Source organism: Leifsonia sp. SIMBA_070 (genome assembly GCF_046534635.1).
Lineage (GTDB): Bacteria > Actinomycetota > Actinomycetes > Actinomycetales > Microbacteriaceae > Leifsonia.
In genome coordinates this window covers 1502299-1519445 of the sequence record NZ_JAWRYK010000001.1, presented here as the reverse complement: position 1 = coordinate 1519445, position 17147 = coordinate 1502299, and the positions used below count along the sequence as shown (strand labels likewise).

The window sequence follows — 17147 nt, the reverse complement described above, 5'->3', positions numbered from 1 at the left end:
CGGCACATCCCTAACTCATCAACAACGAAGGTGACCACTCGTGGCAAACATCAAGTCGCAGATCAAGCGCAACCGCACGAACAAGAAGGCGCAGGAGCGCAACAAGGCCGTCAAGAGCGAGCTCAAGACCGCCATCCGCTCCACCCGTGAGGCTGTCGTCTCCGGCGACAAGGAGAAGGCGACCGCGGCGCTGCGTCTCGCCGCGAAGAAGATCGACAAGGCGGCCAGCAAGGGCGTCATCCACAAGAACCAGGCGGCGAACCGCAAGTCTGCGATCGCCAAGCAGGTCGCCGCACTCTGAGCGACGACCGACCGCGGGACCTGTCCCGCGCCGCGAGCGAGCCCCCGCCCCAGGACCACGGTCCCGGGCGGGGGCTCGCTGCATGTCCGGAGCGCTCGCCGGCGTCAGCAGCGCTGCCGTCAGGCGCACTGCCGCCAGCCGCCGCCGTCTCTCCGCTAGTCGCGCCCGCGGGCGCTGACCACGCGGATCATCCGCTCCAGGGCGAACACCGGGTCGCGCCCGCCGCCCTTCACGTTCGCGTCGGTCTCGGCGAGCAGTTCGATGCAGCGGCCCAGACCGTCCTCGGTCCAGCCTTGGAGGTCTCGGCGCGCCCGGTCGACCTGCCACGGGGCGAGGCCGAACTGCTGGGCGAGCTGGCCGGATCCCCCGCGTGCGCCGGAGAGCTTCGCCATCGTGCGGATCTTGCTCGCGAACGCGGCCACCATCGGGACAGGGTCGGCGCCGGAGGCCAGCGCGTGACGCATCGTGACCAGCGCTTCGCCGTGGCGGCCGGCGATCGCCGCGTCGGCGACCTGGAAGGCGTTCGTCTCGACACGGCCGCCGTAGTACTTGTCGACCGTCGCCTCGGTGATCTGTTCCGCCGAGTCGGAGAGCAGCTGCTGGCAGGCGGCAGCGAGCTCTGCGAGGTCGTCGGAGAACGCGGAGGTGATGGCCCGGAGGGCTCCGGGGGTGATCTTGCGTCCGGCTGAGGCGAACTCGGCCTGGGTGAAGTCGTACTTGTCGGAGTCCTTCTTCAACTCGGCGCAGACGATCTCGATGCCACCGCCCGTGCCCGCACGGATGGCGTCGAGCAGCTTCTTGCCGCGGACCCCTCCGCCATGGCGCAGGGTCACGACGGTGCCGTCGGCGGGCGCGTTCAGGTAGTCGAGCATGTCGGCGAGGAACGCGTCGTTGCACTTCTCGACGGCCTCGACCCGGATCATCCGCGGCTCACCGAACAGGGAGGGGCTCGCGAGGGTGAGCAGTTCTCCCGGCGCGTAGTCCCCCGCGTGGAGGTCGCTGATCTCGAGGCTGGGGTCGTCGGCCTTGAGCGCGTCGCGCAGCGCGCGGACCGCTCGGTCGGCGAGGAAGCCCTCCGCGCCGGTGACCAGCACGATCGGAGCGGGGCGCACCTGGTTCCACGGGAGCTGCGGGATCGCGCTTGCAGCGGGGCGCGCCTTGGCTGCACCACCTCTGCTGCTGGCTCGGGTCGCCACGTGCCTCCTCGTTCCGCTGCGGAGACCGGGCCGCCCGGCCTCCCGTATCCAGGATAGAGGCGACCACCGGCAGTCACGGCCGCCGCTCGTTCGCTCCACACCCGGATGCCCGCCGTCCCCGCCGTCCCCGCCGTCCCCGACTTCCCCGGCGACACGAGGATGAGTCCCTGCTCGTCCGTGCGCTCGGCGGCGATGCCGCAGGAGACGAGGATGTCCAGAGCGCGTCGCGTCGGATGGCCGTAGCCGTTGTGCGCTCCGACCGAGACGAGGCCGACTCTCGCCCCGAGGGCTCGATAGAGGGCCGGGCTCTGGTCGGCTGAGCCGTGGTGGGCCATTTTCACGACGTCGACGGGGCGGACGCCGCGCGTCGCGAGCAGCGCGTCCTGCGCCTCCTCCCCCAGGTCCCCCAGGAAGATCGACCGGAGGCCGTCTCCCTCCGCCTCGAGCGTGAGGCTCCCGGAGTTGCCGGTCTCCAGGTCGGGTGGACCGCTCGCCGGCGGCCAGAGCAGACGCCAGCTGATGCCGCCGATGCGCCCGGAGAGGCCGGCGTGCCCCTCCTCGAGTCGCACGCCGGCTGCGCGCAACACCTGGAGCGTCCGTTCATCTGCGTCGCGCACCGGACGCTGAACGAGAGCGCGTTCCGCACGCGAGGCGACTCCGGAGACACCGCCGACGTGATCGGCGTCGAAGTGCGTGAGCACCAGGAGGTCGAGGTGCTGAACTCCGAGGCGCTCGAGGCACGCCGCGGCCGGTCCGGGATGGCGCCCGACATCGATCATGGCGACGGCATCGCCGTCGCGCAGCAGTAGACCGTCGCCCTGGCCGACATCACAGGCGGCGATCTGCCAGTCGCCGGGGATGGCCGTCGCGCGGCCGGCCGCGGCACCGCCGAGGGTGCCGACGTAGACCAGGCCCCCAGCGCCGAGTCCCAGCACGGCTGCGATCGCGACCGCCCGTGGCAGACGATCGGCGAAGACCAGGAGAGCGATTCCGACGAGTACGACAGCGCTCAACGCGACACCCAGCACGCCCTCGGCCCACGGCAGCGCGACGCCGGGCAGCCCGGCGGCGAACGTCGCCACCTGTGCGATCCACGCGGAGGGAACCCACGCGATCCGGACGACCAGCTCGCCCAGCGCCGGCGCTAAGGGAAGCAGAGCGCACGCGACACAGCCCAGGACCGTCGCGATCGGCGCGGCGGGCTCTGCGAGCAGGTTCGCCGGGATCCCGAACAGCGGCAGCGTCGGCGACAGTAGGACCAGAACGGGCTGGCACGCCAGCTGGGCAGCCGTCGGGACGGCGATCGAGAGAGCGAGCGCGCGCGGCAGCCAGCGGGTGAGCAGCCGCGCCAGCGGTCCGGCCAGCACGAGCAGCCCGGCCGTGGCCAGCACCGACAGGGCGAAGCCGTAGTCGCGGGCCAGCCAGGGGTCCTGGATCAGGAGGACGATCATCGCGAGCGACAGGGCGGGCACCCCGTCCGCCGGGCGACCGCGCGCCAGCCCGATCAGGACGACCGTCGCCATCGCTGCGGCACGGATCACGCTCGCGCCGGGTCCGACCAGGGCCACGAAACCGGCGAGAGCGACGCCCGCGGCGATGATCCGCGTACGTCGCCCCGCACCCAGAGCGCGTGCGAGCACGAACACCAGCCCGATCACGAGCGCGCAGTTGGCACCGGAGACGGCGGTGAGGTGGCTGAGCGACGACGCCGTCATCGCGTCGTCGAGCGCCGGCGACAGCGCGGTCTCGTCGCCGATGGCGAGGCCCGGCAGCAGCAGTCCTCCACCGCCCGGAGTCCTGTCCGCCGCTGTCGCGAACGTCGTGCGTGCGGCACTCGCCCAGGACAGCCAGGGCGGCGGCGGACCCGCCACTGTGACGGCGCCTGTACCGGATGTGCGGACGGTGTACCCGATCGCCTCCCCCGGGTCTTCTCTGCGAAGCACCCCGGCGGCGTGGACGGTGGCTCCCAGCGCCAGGCGTCGCGCCTCCGGGAGCGAGGCATCGAACTGCAGGGCGACCGGAATCGAGTCCGGGTCGCCGACGGTTCGGCCGCGCAGGATCCAGCGGGGGGAATCGCCGAAGCCTCCTGCCATGCGGTGCGGTGTGCGTTCCACCCGGATCGTCAACCGGACCGTGTCCGAGTGCTCGACAGCCGTATCCAGCCCCGCGGAGGCACGGCCGGGAGCCTGAGCCGTGACGGCGACGCCGCCGAGGGCCGTCGCGGCCAGCAGGACGGCGGCGCCGGGTACGAGACGGAACCGTCGGCCGGCGCCACCGCCTGCGCCAGCCTGGCGGGAGCTCGCACGGACCGCCACGAGCGGGAGCACGAGCGCGAGTGAGAGTGCGAGAGCGAGAGTCCCGGCGGCCACCGCCACCGCCATCGCGGCACCGGCCGCCGCGATGAGGACCGCGCACGAGATCCACAGCGCGAGAGCGGGCAGGGCCAGCCGCAGGTCGGGCATCAGACCACCACCCGGTCCTTGAGCCCGTCGAAGAGCTTCTGGCCGATGCCGGAGACCTTCAAGAGGTCGGTGGCCTGAGCGAAGCGGCCGTTGGCCTGCCTCCAGTCGAGGATGCGCTGCGCCAGAGCCGGGCCGATCCGCGGAAGGGTCTCGAGATCGGCCTGGGACGCGGAGTTGAGGTTCACCGGCGCTCCACCGGCTCCCGACGCCCCGGCCGGCCCAGCCGCTCCCGCGACAGCACCGGCACCCGCACCGGCACCCGCACCCGCGGGGGGAGCCTCGCCCACGCGCGGCACGACGAGCTGCTCGCCATCCGCCACGGGCCGCGCCAGGTTGATGCCCGCCGCGTCGGCCTCGTCGCTCAGACCACCCGCCGCGGCGACCGCATCGACGACGCGGGCTCCGGGGTGCAGGACCACCAGCCCTGCCTTCCGCACCGCGCCGGCCACGTGGACGAGCAGGTCGGCCGTGCCCGATGACGGCTCCGCGGATGCCGAGCCCGGCGGCCCGGTGTACCCGACGGCTCCCGGTGAGGTCGTCGGGAGTGCGACCTCGGCCCCCCGTTGCGCCGCCGCCGACATGAGGACGGCCACGACGGCTGCCGCGATGAGGAGCACCACCGCCGCGCCGACGCCGATCCGCACGCGACTCGATGGGCCCGTCGCCGGCGGCTCCCTCTCGCTGGGGACGGCATCCAGGCCCTCGGTCTGCAGCGGGGAGTCGTCGACGGCTGCGCTCTGGTCGCTCTGCTCGGATCGGTGTCGCATCCCTCCACGCTAGGAAGGCAGGACGCGCCTCACCGGCGGCAGCCGGGATCGGTGGAGAAACGACGAGGGCGCCGGGTTGTGCACGACAACCCGGCGCCCTCCCGTGTGATCAGCCCCGCGGCTTGGTGGCGATGTTCACCAGACGCGGCGCCCGCACGATCACGTTCACGACCTCCCGGTCACCGACGGAACGCTTCACCGCCTCAGACCCGCGCGCCAGAGCCTCCAGGTCGTCGGAGGCGATCTTCGGGGACACTTCGAGCCGGTCGCGCACCTTGCCGTCGACCTGGACGACCGCCGTGACCGACTCCTCGATCAGCAGCGTCGGGTCCGGCTTGCGCCACTGCGCCAGCGCGACGGACGGCTCGTAGCCGAGCTTCTGCCACATGTCCTCCGCCGTGTACGGGGAGAACAGGTTGAGCGCCATCGCGATGACCTCAGCTGCCTCGCGCACCGCCGCGTCGGCGGGGCCGGCACCCGAGTCGATCGTCTTGCGGGTCGCATTCACCAGCTCCATCAGGCGGGCGACGACCACGTTGAACTTGAACGACTCCACCAGTCCCGGGGCGTCGGCGAGGAAGCGGTGGGTGACGCGGCGCAGCGCCGCATCCCCCGTCCTCCACACCACGTCCGGCGCGCTGGTGACATCGTCGGCGATCCGCCAGGCACGCGCCAGGAACTTGGCGCTCCCGGCCGGCGAGACGTCTGCCCAGTCGATGTCATCCTCCGGGGGTCCGGCGAACGCCATCGTCAGGCGCACAGCATCCACACCGTGCTCGTCGAGCTGCTCGGACAGTTTCACCAGGTTGCCGCGCGACTTCGACATCGCCGAGCCGTCCATGAGCACCAGGCCCTGGTTGAGCAGCGCGGTGAACGGTTCGGTGAAGCTGATGTAGCCGAGGTCGAACAGCACCTTGGTGATGAACCGGGCGTACAGCAGGTGGAGGATGGCGTGCGACACGCCGCCGACGTACTGGTCGACGGGCGCCCACTTCTCGGCCTCGCGCGGGTCGAACGCCTGGGTGTCGTCGTTCGGGGACAGGAAGCGCAGGAAGTACCAGGAGCTGTCGACGAACGTGTCCATCGTGTCGGTGTCGCGCTTGGCCGGTCCGCCGCAGCTCGGGCAGGAGACGTTGACCCAGTCGGTCGCCGCGCCCAGCGGGCTGGTGCCCTTCGGCTGCAGGTCCAGGCCCTCGGCCGGCGGCAGCAGAACGGGCAGATCGGCCTCCGGAACCGGCACCTCGCCGCACTGCTCGCAGTGGATGATCGGGATGGGCGTGCCCCAGTACCGCTGGCGTGAGATCAGCCAGTCGCGCAGCCGGAAGTTCTTCGCCGCCGCGCCCAGCTTCGAGCCCTGCAGCGCCTCGGTCACCCGGCGGATGGCGTTGGACTTGCTGAGCCCGTCGAACGGCCCGGAGTTGATCAGGCGGCCCTCGCCGGTCAGCGCGGCACCGGTCTCGGACGGGTTCTCGAGCGCGGCCTCCTCCGGCAGGATGGGCTCGCCGGTCACCGGGTCCATGTGGATCACCGGAATGGCGCCGGTCACCGGCTGCGTGGTGTCGACGACCACGCGCACCGGCAGGTCGAAGGCGCGCGCGAAGTCGAGGTCGCGCTGGTCGTGCGCGGGCACGGCCATGATCGCGCCGTGACCGTAGTCGCTCAGCACGTAGTCGGCCGCCCAGATCGGCAGGCGCTCGCCGGTGAGCGGGTTGATCGCGTGACGCTCGAGGAAGACGCCGGTCTTCTCGCGCTCCGTGCTCAGCCGGTCCATCTCGGTGGTGCCGCGCACGGCCTCCAGATAGTCGTCGAAGCGCTTCCGGACCTCCGGACGCGCGTCCTTCACCAGCTCGGCGGCCAGGTCGGAGTCTGGCGCGACGACCATGAAGGTCACACCGTACAGCGTGTCCGGCCGGGTCGTGTAGACGGTGACCGGCTCGTCGCGTCCCTCGATCTGGAACGTGACGTCGGCGCCGGTGGAGCGGCCGATCCAGTTGCGCTGCATCGAGATCACCTTGGACGGCCAGGCGCCCTCCAGCTGGTTCAGGTCGTCCAGCAGGCGGTCCGCGTAGTCGGTGATGCGGAAGTACCACTGGGTCAGCTTCTTCTTGGTGACCAGGTGGTCGCAGCGCTCGCAGCGGCCGTTGACGACCTGCTCGTTGGCCAGAACGGTCTGGTCGAACGGGCACCAGTTGACCTGGCTGGCCTTGCGGTACGCCAGCCCCTTCTCGTACAGCTTCAGGAACAGCCACTGGTTCCAGCGGTAGTACGACGGGTCGCAGGTCTGCAGCACCCGATCCCAGTCGAAGCTGGGCGCGTAGCGGCGCATGCTGGCCTTCTGCTGCGCGATGTTGTCGTACGTCCACCCGCGGGGGTCGAGGCCGCGCTTGATCGCCGCGTTCTCGGCGGGCAGGCCGAAGGCGTCCCAGCCGATCGGGTGCAGCACGTTGAAGCCCTGCTGGCGCCAGTAGCGCGCGACGACGTCGCCGAGCGCATAGGCCTCGGCGTGGCCCATGTGCAGGTCGCCGGACGGGTACGGGAACATGTCGAGGATGTACTTGCGCGGCCGCTTGTCGGCGGGGTCGTCTGTCGCGAACGGGCGCAGGTCTTCCCAGACCGGGAGCCACTTCTCTTGGATCGCCGCGAAATCGTACTGGGGGCGCTCGGCGGTCGCGTCCTGCGGGGTGCTCGCGGCCTTACTGCCGGCTGCGTCGTGCTCGTGTGCCACGTGACTCTCAATCTCGGTTCCGTCGTGCCGCGGCGGGATTTCGGCGGCACGGAAGAGGTCCGGGCGAGATGGCCCGGGTCTCCAGAGTACTAAACGCGGACGGTGTCCAGTCCGTTCCCGGCCCGTTCCCAGAAGTCACGGGACGGTGAGCCCCGCAGCCGCGAGCAGGGCGGCCGCCTTCACGCGCACCTCCTCCAGCTCCTCCTCGGGCACCGAGAGCGCCGTGATCCCGCCACCCGCGCCGATCGTGACCGCGCCGGCCGTGAAGTGGAGGCTGCGGATGACCATGGCGAGCGCAGCCGACCCGTCCGCCGCGAGGTAGCCGAAGCAGCCGGCGAACGCGCCGCGCGGCCCGCCCTCCAGCCGGTTCAGGATGCGCATGGCGCTGAGCTTCGGCGCTCCGGTCATCGAGCCGGCCGGGAAGCAGGCGGCGACCGCGTCCACGGCGCCGAGGCCTGGCCGCAGCCGTCCCTCCACGGTGGAGACGAGTTGGTGCACCTGCGCGTAGCTCTCGACGGCGAGCAGCGAGCTGACCTCGACCGAGCCGACCTCGCAGACCCGGCCGAGGTCGTTGCGCATCAGGTCGACGATCATGACGTTCTCTGCGCGTTCCTTGTCGCTCGCGACGAGTTCGGCGCGGAGGGCGGCGTCCGCCTCCGGGGTCGCGCCGCGGGGACGCGTTCCCTTGATCGGCCGCGTGCGGACGCGGCCGTCGGCCGTGACCCGGAGGAATTCCTCGGGCGAGGAGCTGACCAGGACGTCCCCACCGATCCGGACGAAGCCGCCCTGTGGCGCGGGGCTGGAGCGGCGCAGCCGGAGGTGGACGGCGAGCGGATCGGCATCGGTCCGGGCGTCCGCCCGGTTGGTCAGGCACAGCTGGTACGCGTCGCCCGCGCGGATCGCCTCCTGGCACGCGACGATCGCGGAGAGGTATCCGGCGTCGTCGTCGCGCCACGACGTGAGGGACGACGGCACGGGATGGGTCTCCTCGTACGCACGCGCCGCGCAAGACGCAGGGGTGATCGCGGCGACTGCGTGCGCGATCCAGGCCCGGCCATCCTCGTCGTCGCCGGCCACGACCTCCACCGTCCGTTCGGCATGGTCGAAGGCGATCAGCCGGTCCACGAGGAGCAGCGCCGCATCCCACCCGGTGGTCGCCGCGACCGGCGCGCCGGCAGCCGCCGCTCCCGCCTCGTAGCCGAGACGGCCCCACCAGCCCAGCGGATGTCCAGGCGCATCGGGAGCAGCGTGCGCAGCGAGGTCGGGGCGCAGCAGGTCCAGGATGCCGCCCGGCGACGTGACACCGGCCAGCGTCGCCGTGCCGTCGGCCACAGACGCCGTCGCCCGGACGCGCCCCGTGCCGATGTACGAGCGACCGTCGACCGCCTCCGGACCGCTGTCGAGCCACACCGCATCCTCGAGCACGGCGCCGTCCTCTGCCGCCGCACCGAACAGCGCGACGAACGCGTCGGCCGGGTCGACCCAGGCGTCGAGGCGGTGCACGCGGAGCGGGAGGGCCACCGGACTAGCCTAGGGCGAGTGGACGCGCACAGCATCGAGCCCCTGACGACCCTCGCCGACTGGGCGGACGGCGAGCTGCGGGTGCGCGACGACTGCGAGACGGTCGAGACGGAGCTGCTCGCCGCCGACTCGTTCCTGGTCCACGACGGCACCGCGCTCGCGCTGCGGCTGCACCGGGCCCGCTTCGTCGAGTCCGCCCGCGAGCAGGGCTACGCACAAGGTGACCTCTCCGACTTCTGGGATGCCGCGGTGGCGGCGCTCCCGGACACGGGCGACTGGTTCCCCCGGATCGAGCTCGTGCGGGCGCGGGAGGCGCTCCGGCTGCGCGCCCGGGTACGACCTGCTCCGGAGCGGACGGCATCCCTCGTGGTGGCGACCGCCGACCGTGATCCGCGGCAGGTGCCGCACCTGAAGGGCCCGGACATCGACCGGCTGAACGCCGCGCGTCAGCGGGCGCAGCGCCGCGGCGCGCAGGAGGCGGTCCTGCTCGACGAGGGGTTCGTGTCGGACGGCTCGACGACCGCGCTGCTGTGGTGGCGCGGCGACGAACTGTTCGCGCCGCCGCTGTCGCTCCCGCGGGTGGACAGCGTCGCGGCACGGACGGTGCGCGGGATCGCCGCAGCGCTCGGGGTCCCCGTCGACGAGGAGGAGGCACGCCCGGCGCAGTTGGAGGGCGTGGTGCTGTGGGCGGTGAACGCGCTGCACGGCATCCGCGCGGTCACCGCGTGGGTGGACGGTCCCGTCCTCGCCACCGACGCGGCACGCACCGACGCCTGGCGCGCGCGGTTCGCCGCCCTCGCCCGGCCGCTCCCGTAGATCGAGCGGTGAGTAGTCGCTCGTATTCTCAGCGAGTTGCCACATCTGCTCACCACTCGGCGCCCGCGGGACCAGCGGCCCCGGGACCGGCGCCCGCGGGACCAGCGGCCCCGGGACCGGCGGCCGCGGGACCGGGCGTCACGCGACCAGGCGGCCGGCCTCCAGCCGCAGAGTGCGGTCGACGAGGTCGGTGGGCACGTCGGTGTGCGAGATGAGCAGCACGCTGCGCCCGTCCTCCTGAGCGGTGGTCAGCAGGTCGCGCACGATCGCGTCCGCCGCCGACGCATCCACGTTCGCCGTCGGCTCGTCGACGACCAGCACCGGGAAGCCGGCCAGCAAAGCCCGCGCCAGCGCGATGCGCTGCGCCTGACCTCCCGAGACGAGTGCGCCGCGCTCGCCGACCGGCCCGGACAGCCCGCCGCGTTCGAGCGCCCAGTCGCGCAGCCCGACGCGCCGCAGGACGTCGAGGAGCTCGTCGTCCGTCGCCGTGTCGCGCGCGAACAGGAGGTTCTGCCTCAGGTCGGCGTCGAACAGGTACGGACGCTGCTCCACCAGTCCGACGACGGCCCGCACGTCGTCCTGTCGCAGACCTCCCGTCTCCACCCCGCCGAGCCGGTACACCCCCGTGTGGTCCAGCAGCCGGGTGAGCACGTGCGCGAGAGCCGTCTTGCCCGCACCGGTGGGCCCCGTGAGCAGCACGCGCTCCCCCGGCCGCACCTGGAGGGAGACGTCCCGCAGCACCGGCTCGTCCGCCTCCGGCCAGTGCGCCGTGAGTCCGTCGAGCCGGAGCTCCGGCACGCCGTCGACGGCGGACACTCGGGCATCCCCCGCATCGACGGGGATGCCGTCGGGCACGGTGGCGGGCGCGACGGAAGCGATCCGCTCGGCGCCCGCACGGACGCTCCGCCACGCGCCGAACGCCGGCGGCACGGCCCCGAACACCTCGAACACTGCGAGGGGCAGCAGCGCGACCACCGCGAGGCCGGGGGCGTCCAGGAGCCCCGCGCCGAGGGCCGGAACCGCGGCGGCCAGCCCGCCGATCGTCGCCGCGCCCGCGAGCAGCGAGACGGCGCCGGCCATAACGGCCAGCCCGACGGCCCGGCGTCGTGCGGCCACGGTCAGCCGTGCGCTCGCCTCCCGAACGCGAACCTGCGCACGAGGCAGCGCGCCGTACGCCGTCAGCACGTCGAGGTTCGCGACCAAGTCGTGCAGGGCGTCATTGAGGTCGGCCCGCAGCGGAGCGATACGGCGCTCGGCGCTTCCCGCGGCCCATCGGTTCGCCAGCGCCCCGGCGATCACCGCGGCGACCAGCGTGATGAGCAGCACTGCGGCGGCCGCCGGGAGGATCAGCCACGCCACGACGACGCTTCCGGCCACAACGACGAGCGCGGACGCCAGCGGCTGGACGACGCGCAGCGCCAGGTTCTGCAACTCGTCGACGTCGTCCGCGAGCCGGGTGAGCAGGTCGCCCGATCGCACGCCCCGCAGGCCGTCCGGCGCGAGCGGTTCGAGCCGTCGGTACAGCCGCGCCCGGACGCTTCCCAGCTGACGGAAGGCCGCGTCGTGCCCGGCCAGCCGTTCGAGGTAGCGGAAGAACGCGCGCCCCAGCGCGAAAGCCCGCACGCCGACGACGGCCAGCGAGAGGTACATCATCGCGGGCTGCTCGGAGGCGCGCGTGATCAGCCAGGCGGACACGCCGAGGAGTGCGACGGCGCACGCACCGCTCAGCACGCCGAAGGCGATCGCCGTCCACAGCCTCCTGGCGGGAGGGAGCGCGAGGCGCAGGATGCGGCGGACCTCCGTCTCGTCAGACATGCAGCACCTCCTGACGGGCGCCCAGGGTCACGATGCCGTCGGCGGCGTCGGCCACGGCCTCCCGGTGGCTCGCCACCAGCACGGCGACCCCCTCGTCCGCCACCTCACGGAGCGCGTCGAGCAGGCGCCGCTCGGTCGCCGCGTCCAGAGCCGACGTTGGCTCGTCGAGCACGAGGGCGCTGCACCCGCGCGACCGCAGGCGGTAGAGCGCGCGGGCGATCCCGACGCGCTGCGCCTGCCCCCCGGAGAGACCCGCTCCTCCCGTGCCGACGATCGTCGCCGGGGCGAGCTCGCCAGCGGCTGCCTCGCGCAGCGCGCGGGCGACACCCTCCGCATCCGGGGTCGGGTCGCCGAGGGCCACGTTCTCCGAGATGGTCCCCGAGACGAGTCCAGGCCGCTGGCCGGCCCAGGCCACCGCGTCACGACGGCCGGTGGCGTCCTCGCGGCCGCCCGCAACGATCCGGCCGTCGACCGGCACGAAGCCGAGCAGGCCGGCGATGAGCGTCGACTTCCCGGATCCGCTCGGCGCACGCAGCGCCACCAGCGAACCGGGCGGGACGGTCGCGGAGAACCCGTCGACCACCGTACGGTCGTCGTACGCGATCGTGACGTCGTCGAAGACGAGCCCGGCGGGCTGCGCGACCGCGCGGTGAGACGCGCGCTCGCCCGGCACCGCTATCGCCTGCGCCTCCGCCTCCTCGATCACCGCGAAGGCGTTCGCCGCGGCCTCGATCCCTTCGGCCGCCGCGTGGTACGACGCACCCACATTCCGGAGCGGAAGGAACGCCTCGGGCGCCAGCAGCAGCACGAACAGGCCCACCGACAGGTCCAGGGATCCGCCGAGCAGTCGCAGTCCGATCGTCACCGCGATCACAGCGACCGACAGGCTTGCCGCCAGCTCGAGCACGAAGCCGGAGAGGAACGACATGCGCAGCACCCGCATGGTGTGCACCCGGTACTCCTCGCTCACCTGGCGGATGCGCGCCTCCTGCCGGTGCTGGCGGCCGAAGAGCTTCAGCGTCGACAGCCCCGCCACCACGTCGAGGAAGCCGCTGGACAACCGCGACAGGGCCCGCCACTGGCGCTGCTGCGCCGTCTGCGTCGCCCAGCCGACCAGGATCATGAACACCGGGATGAGGGGCAGCGTCACGAGCAGGACGATCCCGCTGGTGAGATCCCGCCAGCCGATCGTCACGACGAGCAGCGGCGTCGCCACCGCCGTCGCGATGAGCTGCGGGAGGTACTTCGCGAAGTAGCCGTCGAGCGCCTCCATCCCCCGGCCCGCGATCAGCGTGACGTCGGCGCTGCTGCGGCGCGCCGTCCATCCCGGACCGAGCCGTCCGATGGAGTCGACCAGGCGCTCCCGCAGCTGCCCGACGGCCCGGGCGCCACCCCGCGTCGCGACGGCTTCCACAGCCCAGAACAGCACTCCGCGCACCACGATGACCGCAATGAGCAATCCCAGCGTGACGCCGAGCGAGGCGACCGGCTCCCCCGCGATCGCCCGCACCACCAGGCCGGTGACAAGCCAGGCGAACGCGATGATCGAGAGGGTCTGGAGCACCGCGAGCACCCCACCAGCGGCGAGGGTGCCGCGCGTGGAGGACGCGTAGCGGAGGAGGCGCGGGTCGAGCGGTCGCATGTCAGGCCACCACCGATGGCGCTTCGGCCTCGACGGGGTGATCAGGGATGTGCTCGCGCGTCACGCGCTTGCGGAACACCCAGTAGGTCCAGCCTTGGTACACCAGGATGAGCGGCAGCGAGAAGCCGGCGACCCAGGTCATGACCGTCAGCGTCGTCTGCGAGCTCGACGCGTTCGCGATCGTCAGGCTGTTCTCCGGGTTCGGCGACGACGGCATCACGTTCGGGAAGAGCGCCGCGAACAGGGACACCACGGCCAGGGCGATCGTCGCCGCCATGAAGGCGAACGACCAGCCCTCCGCTCCGTGCAGGTTGGCGACCCAGGAGGCGACCAGCGCGACGGCCGCGAGCAGGGCCAGCACCAGGAACGCGACCGAGAAATGCGCAACGGCCGTCCAACCGAGGAACACCGCAGCCACCACGATGGCTGCAGCACCGGAGCGGGATGCCAGGCGGCGGGCACGCAGCCGGAGGTCGCCGTCCGTCTTCAGCGAGAGGAAGACCGCTCCGTGCGTGAAGAACAGCAGGAGCGTGGTCAGGCCTCCGAGCAGGGCGTACGGATTCAGCAGGTCGAAGAAGCTGCCGGTGTAGTCGTAGTGCGCATCCAGGGCCACACCCTGCACGATGTTGGCGAACGCGACGCCCCACAGGAAGGCGGGAAGCGCCGAGCCGACCGTGATCATGCCGTCGAACCACTTCTTCCACCGTGCGCTGTCGCGCTGGTGCCGGTACTCGAAGGACACCCCGCGCACGATGAGCGCCAGCAGGATGAGCAGCAGCGCCAGGTAGAAGCCGCTGAACAGCGTTGCGTACCACTCCGGGAAGGCGGCGAAGAGCGCAGCGCCCGCGACGATGACCCACGTCTCGTTGAGGTCCCAGATCGGGCCGATGGTGTTGATCATGACGCGACGGTCGACGTCGTCCCGTCCGAGGAACGGCAGCGCCATCCCGACGCCGAAGTCGAAGCCGTCGAGCACGAAGTAGCCGACGAAGAAGAACGCGACGATGCCGAACCAGAGAACTGCGAGATCCATTGCCGTGCTCCTTCTAGTAGACCGTCGCGACCGGGACCGGCTCACCGGCCTCGTCGAGGTGTTCGTCGATGGGCGCAGGGCCCTTCTGGGCCGCGCGCTTGATGAGCCGGAACTCGACCACCGCGAGGGTGCCGTAGACGGCGGTGAAGGCGATGAGCGAGATCAGCACCTCCAGCCCGCTGGTGCCCGGCGAGACGCCGTCGGCCGTCTTCATCAGGCTGAACACGAGCCAGGGCTGGCGGCCCATCTCGGTGAAGACCCAGCCGACGATCATGGCCGCGAGCGACAGCGGCATCGCCCAGATCGCGATCTTCCACATCCAGGGCCGCAACGGTGTCCGGCCCTTGCGTGTCATCCAGAGTCCGACGAGTGCGATCAGGATGTGCAGCGAGCCGAGCCCGATCATCCAGCGGAACGCCCAGTACGTGACCCAGATGACCGGGGTGTAGTCGCCGGGACCGTAGAGCTGGGTGTACTGCGCCTGCAGGTCGTTGATGCCCTCCACCGTGCCCGTGAGGGTGTGCGTCGAGAGGAACGACAGCAGGTACGGGATGCGGATCGAGAACAGTTCGTGCACGCCGTCGGGGGTGCCGAGCGTGAAGATCGAGAAGGAGGCGTCGGCTCCCGTCGAGGTCTTGTAGAGCGCCTCCGCGGCCGCCATCTTCATCGGCTGGGTCTCGACCATGGCGAGGCCGAGCTGGTCCCCGCTGAGCACGGTGCCGATCCCGGCGCCGACCATCAGCCAGAGGCCGAACTTCAGGGCGGGGCGCATGGTGTCGAGGTGGCGGTTGCGCGACAGATGCCACGCGGCGACCGCGATGATGAGTCCGGCCGACACCATGAAGCAGCCGAAGATCGTGTGCGGGAAGGCGGCAAGCGCGACCTTGTTGGTGAGGACCGCCCACAGGTCGGTCAGCTCGGCACGGCCCTTCGCGGCGTTCAGCTGGTAGCCGACCGGGTTCTGCATGAACGCGTTCGCGGCGAGGATGAAGTAGGCCGAGAGGATGCTGCCGACCGAGACGACCCAGATGGTCGCCAGGTGCAGGCCCCGCGGGAGGCGGTCCCAGCCGAAGATCCAGAGGCCGATGAACGTGGCCTCCAGGAAGAACGCGAGCAGCCCCTCCAGCGCGAGCGGAGCCCCGAAGATGTCGCCGACGAAGCGGGAGTAGTTCGACCAGTTCATGCCGAACTGGAACTCCTGCACGATGCCGGTGACCACGCCCATCGCGAAGTTGATGAGGAAGATCTTGCCGAAGAAGTGGGTCAGCTGGAGGTAGTGCGGCTTCGCCGTCCGGTACCACGCGGTCTGGAAGATGGCGGTGCAGGTGACCAGTCCGATGGTCAGGGGCACGAACAGGAAGTGGTAGATCGTGGTGAGCCCGAACTGCCAGCGCGACAGCAGGAGCGGGTCCAGCAGTTCGTTCACGTGCATCCTCCCGGATACTTCTACACTGCGTAGAACTTCTACTTCTACAGAGTGTAGAACATTCTCAGCCGGTTCGGGTTACTCTGGATGCGTGGCCAATCTCGGAGAACTCGAACGGGCCGTCATGGACGCCCTGTGGGACGGCGACGCGCCGATCAGCGCGGGAGACCTGCGCGACAAGCTCGCCGCGTCGCGCGACACCGGGAAGGCGCCGGCGCTCACCACGATCATGACGGTGCTGTCCCGTCTGGAGTCGAAAGGCTTCGTCGGCCGCGACCGCGACGCCCGCCCGCACCTCTACTACGCTGCCCTCACCCGGGCCGGGCACGTCGCCGACCTGATGCGCGAAGTGCTGGAGTCCTCCAGCGACCGCACGGAGGCGCTCGCCTACTTCGTCGGCTCGGTCGACGAATCCGAGGCCGAGGTGCTGCGCCGCCTGCTCGACGCGCGCAGCGTGTGAGCACCGACCCCGTCGCACCGCTCGCCGGTGCGATCCTGCTGGGCGCGCTGGCCGTGGCCCTGGCGTGGCCCGTCCCTCTGCTGCTCGCTCGCGCGAAATGGCCGTCGGCGGCCCCTGTGCTCGCGGTGGCGCTCTGGCAGTCCATCGCCCTCGCCGGCGGCATCTCGATGATCGGCTCGCTGCTGCTGGCGGGCCTGCTGCCCTTCGGGGTCGACCTGTGGAGCAGGATCGGCGGCGCTGCGGCCTCACTGTTCCACGGTCCGCTGCCGCCTGCGGTCAGCCTCCTGAACGCGTTCCTGCTGAGCGCGGCGGTCCTCCTCACGGCGCATCTGGTGCTCAACCTCGCACTGACCTCCGTGCGGAGCCGCAATCAGCGCCACCGTCACATGGAGCTGCTGCGGCTGCTCTCCTCCCCGCTGCCGGACACGCCGAGCACGCGCGTGATCGACCACCCGGCGCCCGCGGCGTACTGCCTTCCCGGCGCCCGCAGCGTCACGGTCCTCTCCGAGGGCATGATCGAGTTGCTCTCCCCCGCCCAGCTGGATGCCGTGGTCGCCCATGAACGCGCCCACCTGCGGCAGAAGCACCACCTGCTGCTGGATGCCTTCCGGTCCTGGAAACGCTCGCTGCCGTGGTTCCCGATCGCCACTCGGGCGCAGGACGCCGTCGCACTGCTGCTGGAGATGCTGGCGGACGACACGGCTCGCCGCGTCTCCGGCGATGCCGTACTGGCCGAGGCGATCCGGCTCGTCGACGCGACCGGCCCTGCCGGTGCGGCGCTCGGCGCGCCGAAGGACCGGCGCACCCCGGAACAGCGGCGCGCCGCTCTGGTCGCACGGGAGGAGCGGCTGACCACCGGGCGACGCACCGTCGGACCGGCGCTGCGCCTCGCCGTGGTGGCCGCGACGGTGCTCCTGGTGATCGTCCCACCGCTCGTCATCCTGCTGAGCTGAGCCGGCTCCGGATGCGCGAAACGGCGGCCC

At 71.7% G+C, this 17147-nt stretch carries 12 protein-coding genes and 1 pseudogene; 4 read left to right on the top strand and 9 right to left on the bottom strand.

The genetic code is table 11. The features are described 5' to 3' along the window. The first annotated feature begins 40 nt into the window (after positions 1–40). On the top strand, positions 41–301 hold the full coding sequence (gene rpsT, locus SB754_RS07090) for a 30S ribosomal protein S20 (RefSeq protein ID WP_410781635.1): 261 nt from the start codon (positions 41–43) through the stop codon (positions 299–301). 155 nt (positions 302–456) lie between these two features. Here the strand turns inward: rpsT and holA are convergent, their stop codons facing one another. From holA to pabB, 5 genes and pseudogenes are all read right to left on the bottom strand, one after another. Beyond that, positions 457–1497, bottom strand: coding sequence for a DNA polymerase III subunit delta (holA, locus tag SB754_RS07085; RefSeq protein WP_410781634.1), 1041 nt, complete (start codon positions 1495–1497; stop codon positions 457–459). Between the two features lie 656 nt (positions 1498–2153). Continuing rightward, positions 2154–3590, bottom strand: a pseudogene (locus tag SB754_RS07080) (ComEC/Rec2 family competence protein); the annotation flags it as partial. A gap of 368 nt (positions 3591–3958) precedes the next feature. After that, positions 3959–4726 (bottom strand): ComEA family DNA-binding protein, encoded by a 768-nt coding sequence (locus tag SB754_RS07075; protein ID WP_410781633.1) that lies wholly within the window; start codon positions 4724–4726, stop codon positions 3959–3961. 109 nt (positions 4727–4835) lie between these two features. Next, complete coding sequence (leuS, locus tag SB754_RS07070; protein WP_410781632.1) at positions 4836–7451, bottom strand: leucine--tRNA ligase; 2616 nt, start codon at positions 7449–7451, stop codon at positions 4836–4838. Between the two features lie 135 nt (positions 7452–7586). Further along, the gene (gene pabB, locus SB754_RS07065; RefSeq protein ID WP_410781631.1) at positions 7587–8972 is read right to left on the bottom strand and encodes an aminodeoxychorismate synthase component I; all 1386 of its coding nucleotides are present in this window, start codon (positions 8970–8972) and stop codon (positions 7587–7589) included. A gap of 18 nt (positions 8973–8990) precedes the next feature. Here pabB and SB754_RS07060 point away from each other — a divergent pair, with 18 nt between their 5' ends. After that, positions 8991–9788, top strand: coding sequence for an aminotransferase class IV (locus SB754_RS07060; protein ID WP_410781630.1), 798 nt, complete (start codon positions 8991–8993; stop codon positions 9786–9788). A 138-nt stretch (positions 9789–9926) separates the two neighbouring features. On the opposite strand, the gene cydC is transcribed toward SB754_RS07060, so the two are convergent. From cydC to SB754_RS07040, 4 genes are read right to left on the bottom strand one after another with little or no spacing between them, the layout of a single operon-like run. Continuing rightward, positions 9927–11603 (bottom strand): thiol reductant ABC exporter subunit CydC, encoded by a 1677-nt coding sequence (cydC, locus tag SB754_RS07055; RefSeq protein ID WP_410781629.1) that lies wholly within the window; start codon positions 11601–11603, stop codon positions 9927–9929. Next, positions 11596–13245, bottom strand: a complete 1650-nt coding sequence (gene cydD / locus SB754_RS07050) for a thiol reductant ABC exporter subunit CydD (RefSeq protein ID WP_410781628.1) — start codon at positions 13243–13245, stop codon at positions 11596–11598. The genes cydC and cydD overlap by 8 nt, the downstream gene beginning before the upstream one ends. A gap of 1 nt (position 13246) precedes the next feature. Beyond that, positions 13247–14278, bottom strand: a complete 1032-nt coding sequence (gene cydB, locus SB754_RS07045; RefSeq protein ID WP_410781627.1) for a cytochrome d ubiquinol oxidase subunit II — start codon at positions 14276–14278, stop codon at positions 13247–13249. Positions 14279–14291: 13 nt separating this feature from the next. Then, positions 14292–15704 carry a cytochrome ubiquinol oxidase subunit I gene (locus tag SB754_RS07040; RefSeq protein ID WP_410781626.1) on the bottom strand — a complete coding sequence of 471 codons (1413 nt, stop codon included), beginning with the start codon at positions 15702–15704 and terminating at the stop codon, positions 14292–14294. Between the two features lie 91 nt (positions 15705–15795). On the opposite strand from SB754_RS07040, the gene SB754_RS07035 reads away from it, so the two are divergent. Both SB754_RS07035 and SB754_RS07030 read left to right on the top strand, forming a co-directional pair. After that, positions 15796–16164, top strand: a complete 369-nt coding sequence (locus SB754_RS07035) for a BlaI/MecI/CopY family transcriptional regulator (RefSeq protein WP_410781625.1) — start codon at positions 15796–15798, stop codon at positions 16162–16164. Continuing rightward, a complete protein-coding gene (locus tag SB754_RS07030; RefSeq protein WP_410781624.1) occupies positions 16161–17117 on the top strand; it encodes a M56 family metallopeptidase in 957 nt (318 codons plus the stop codon). Before SB754_RS07035 ends, SB754_RS07030 begins: the two co-directional genes overlap by 4 nt. Positions 17118–17147: the final 30 nt, after the last annotated feature.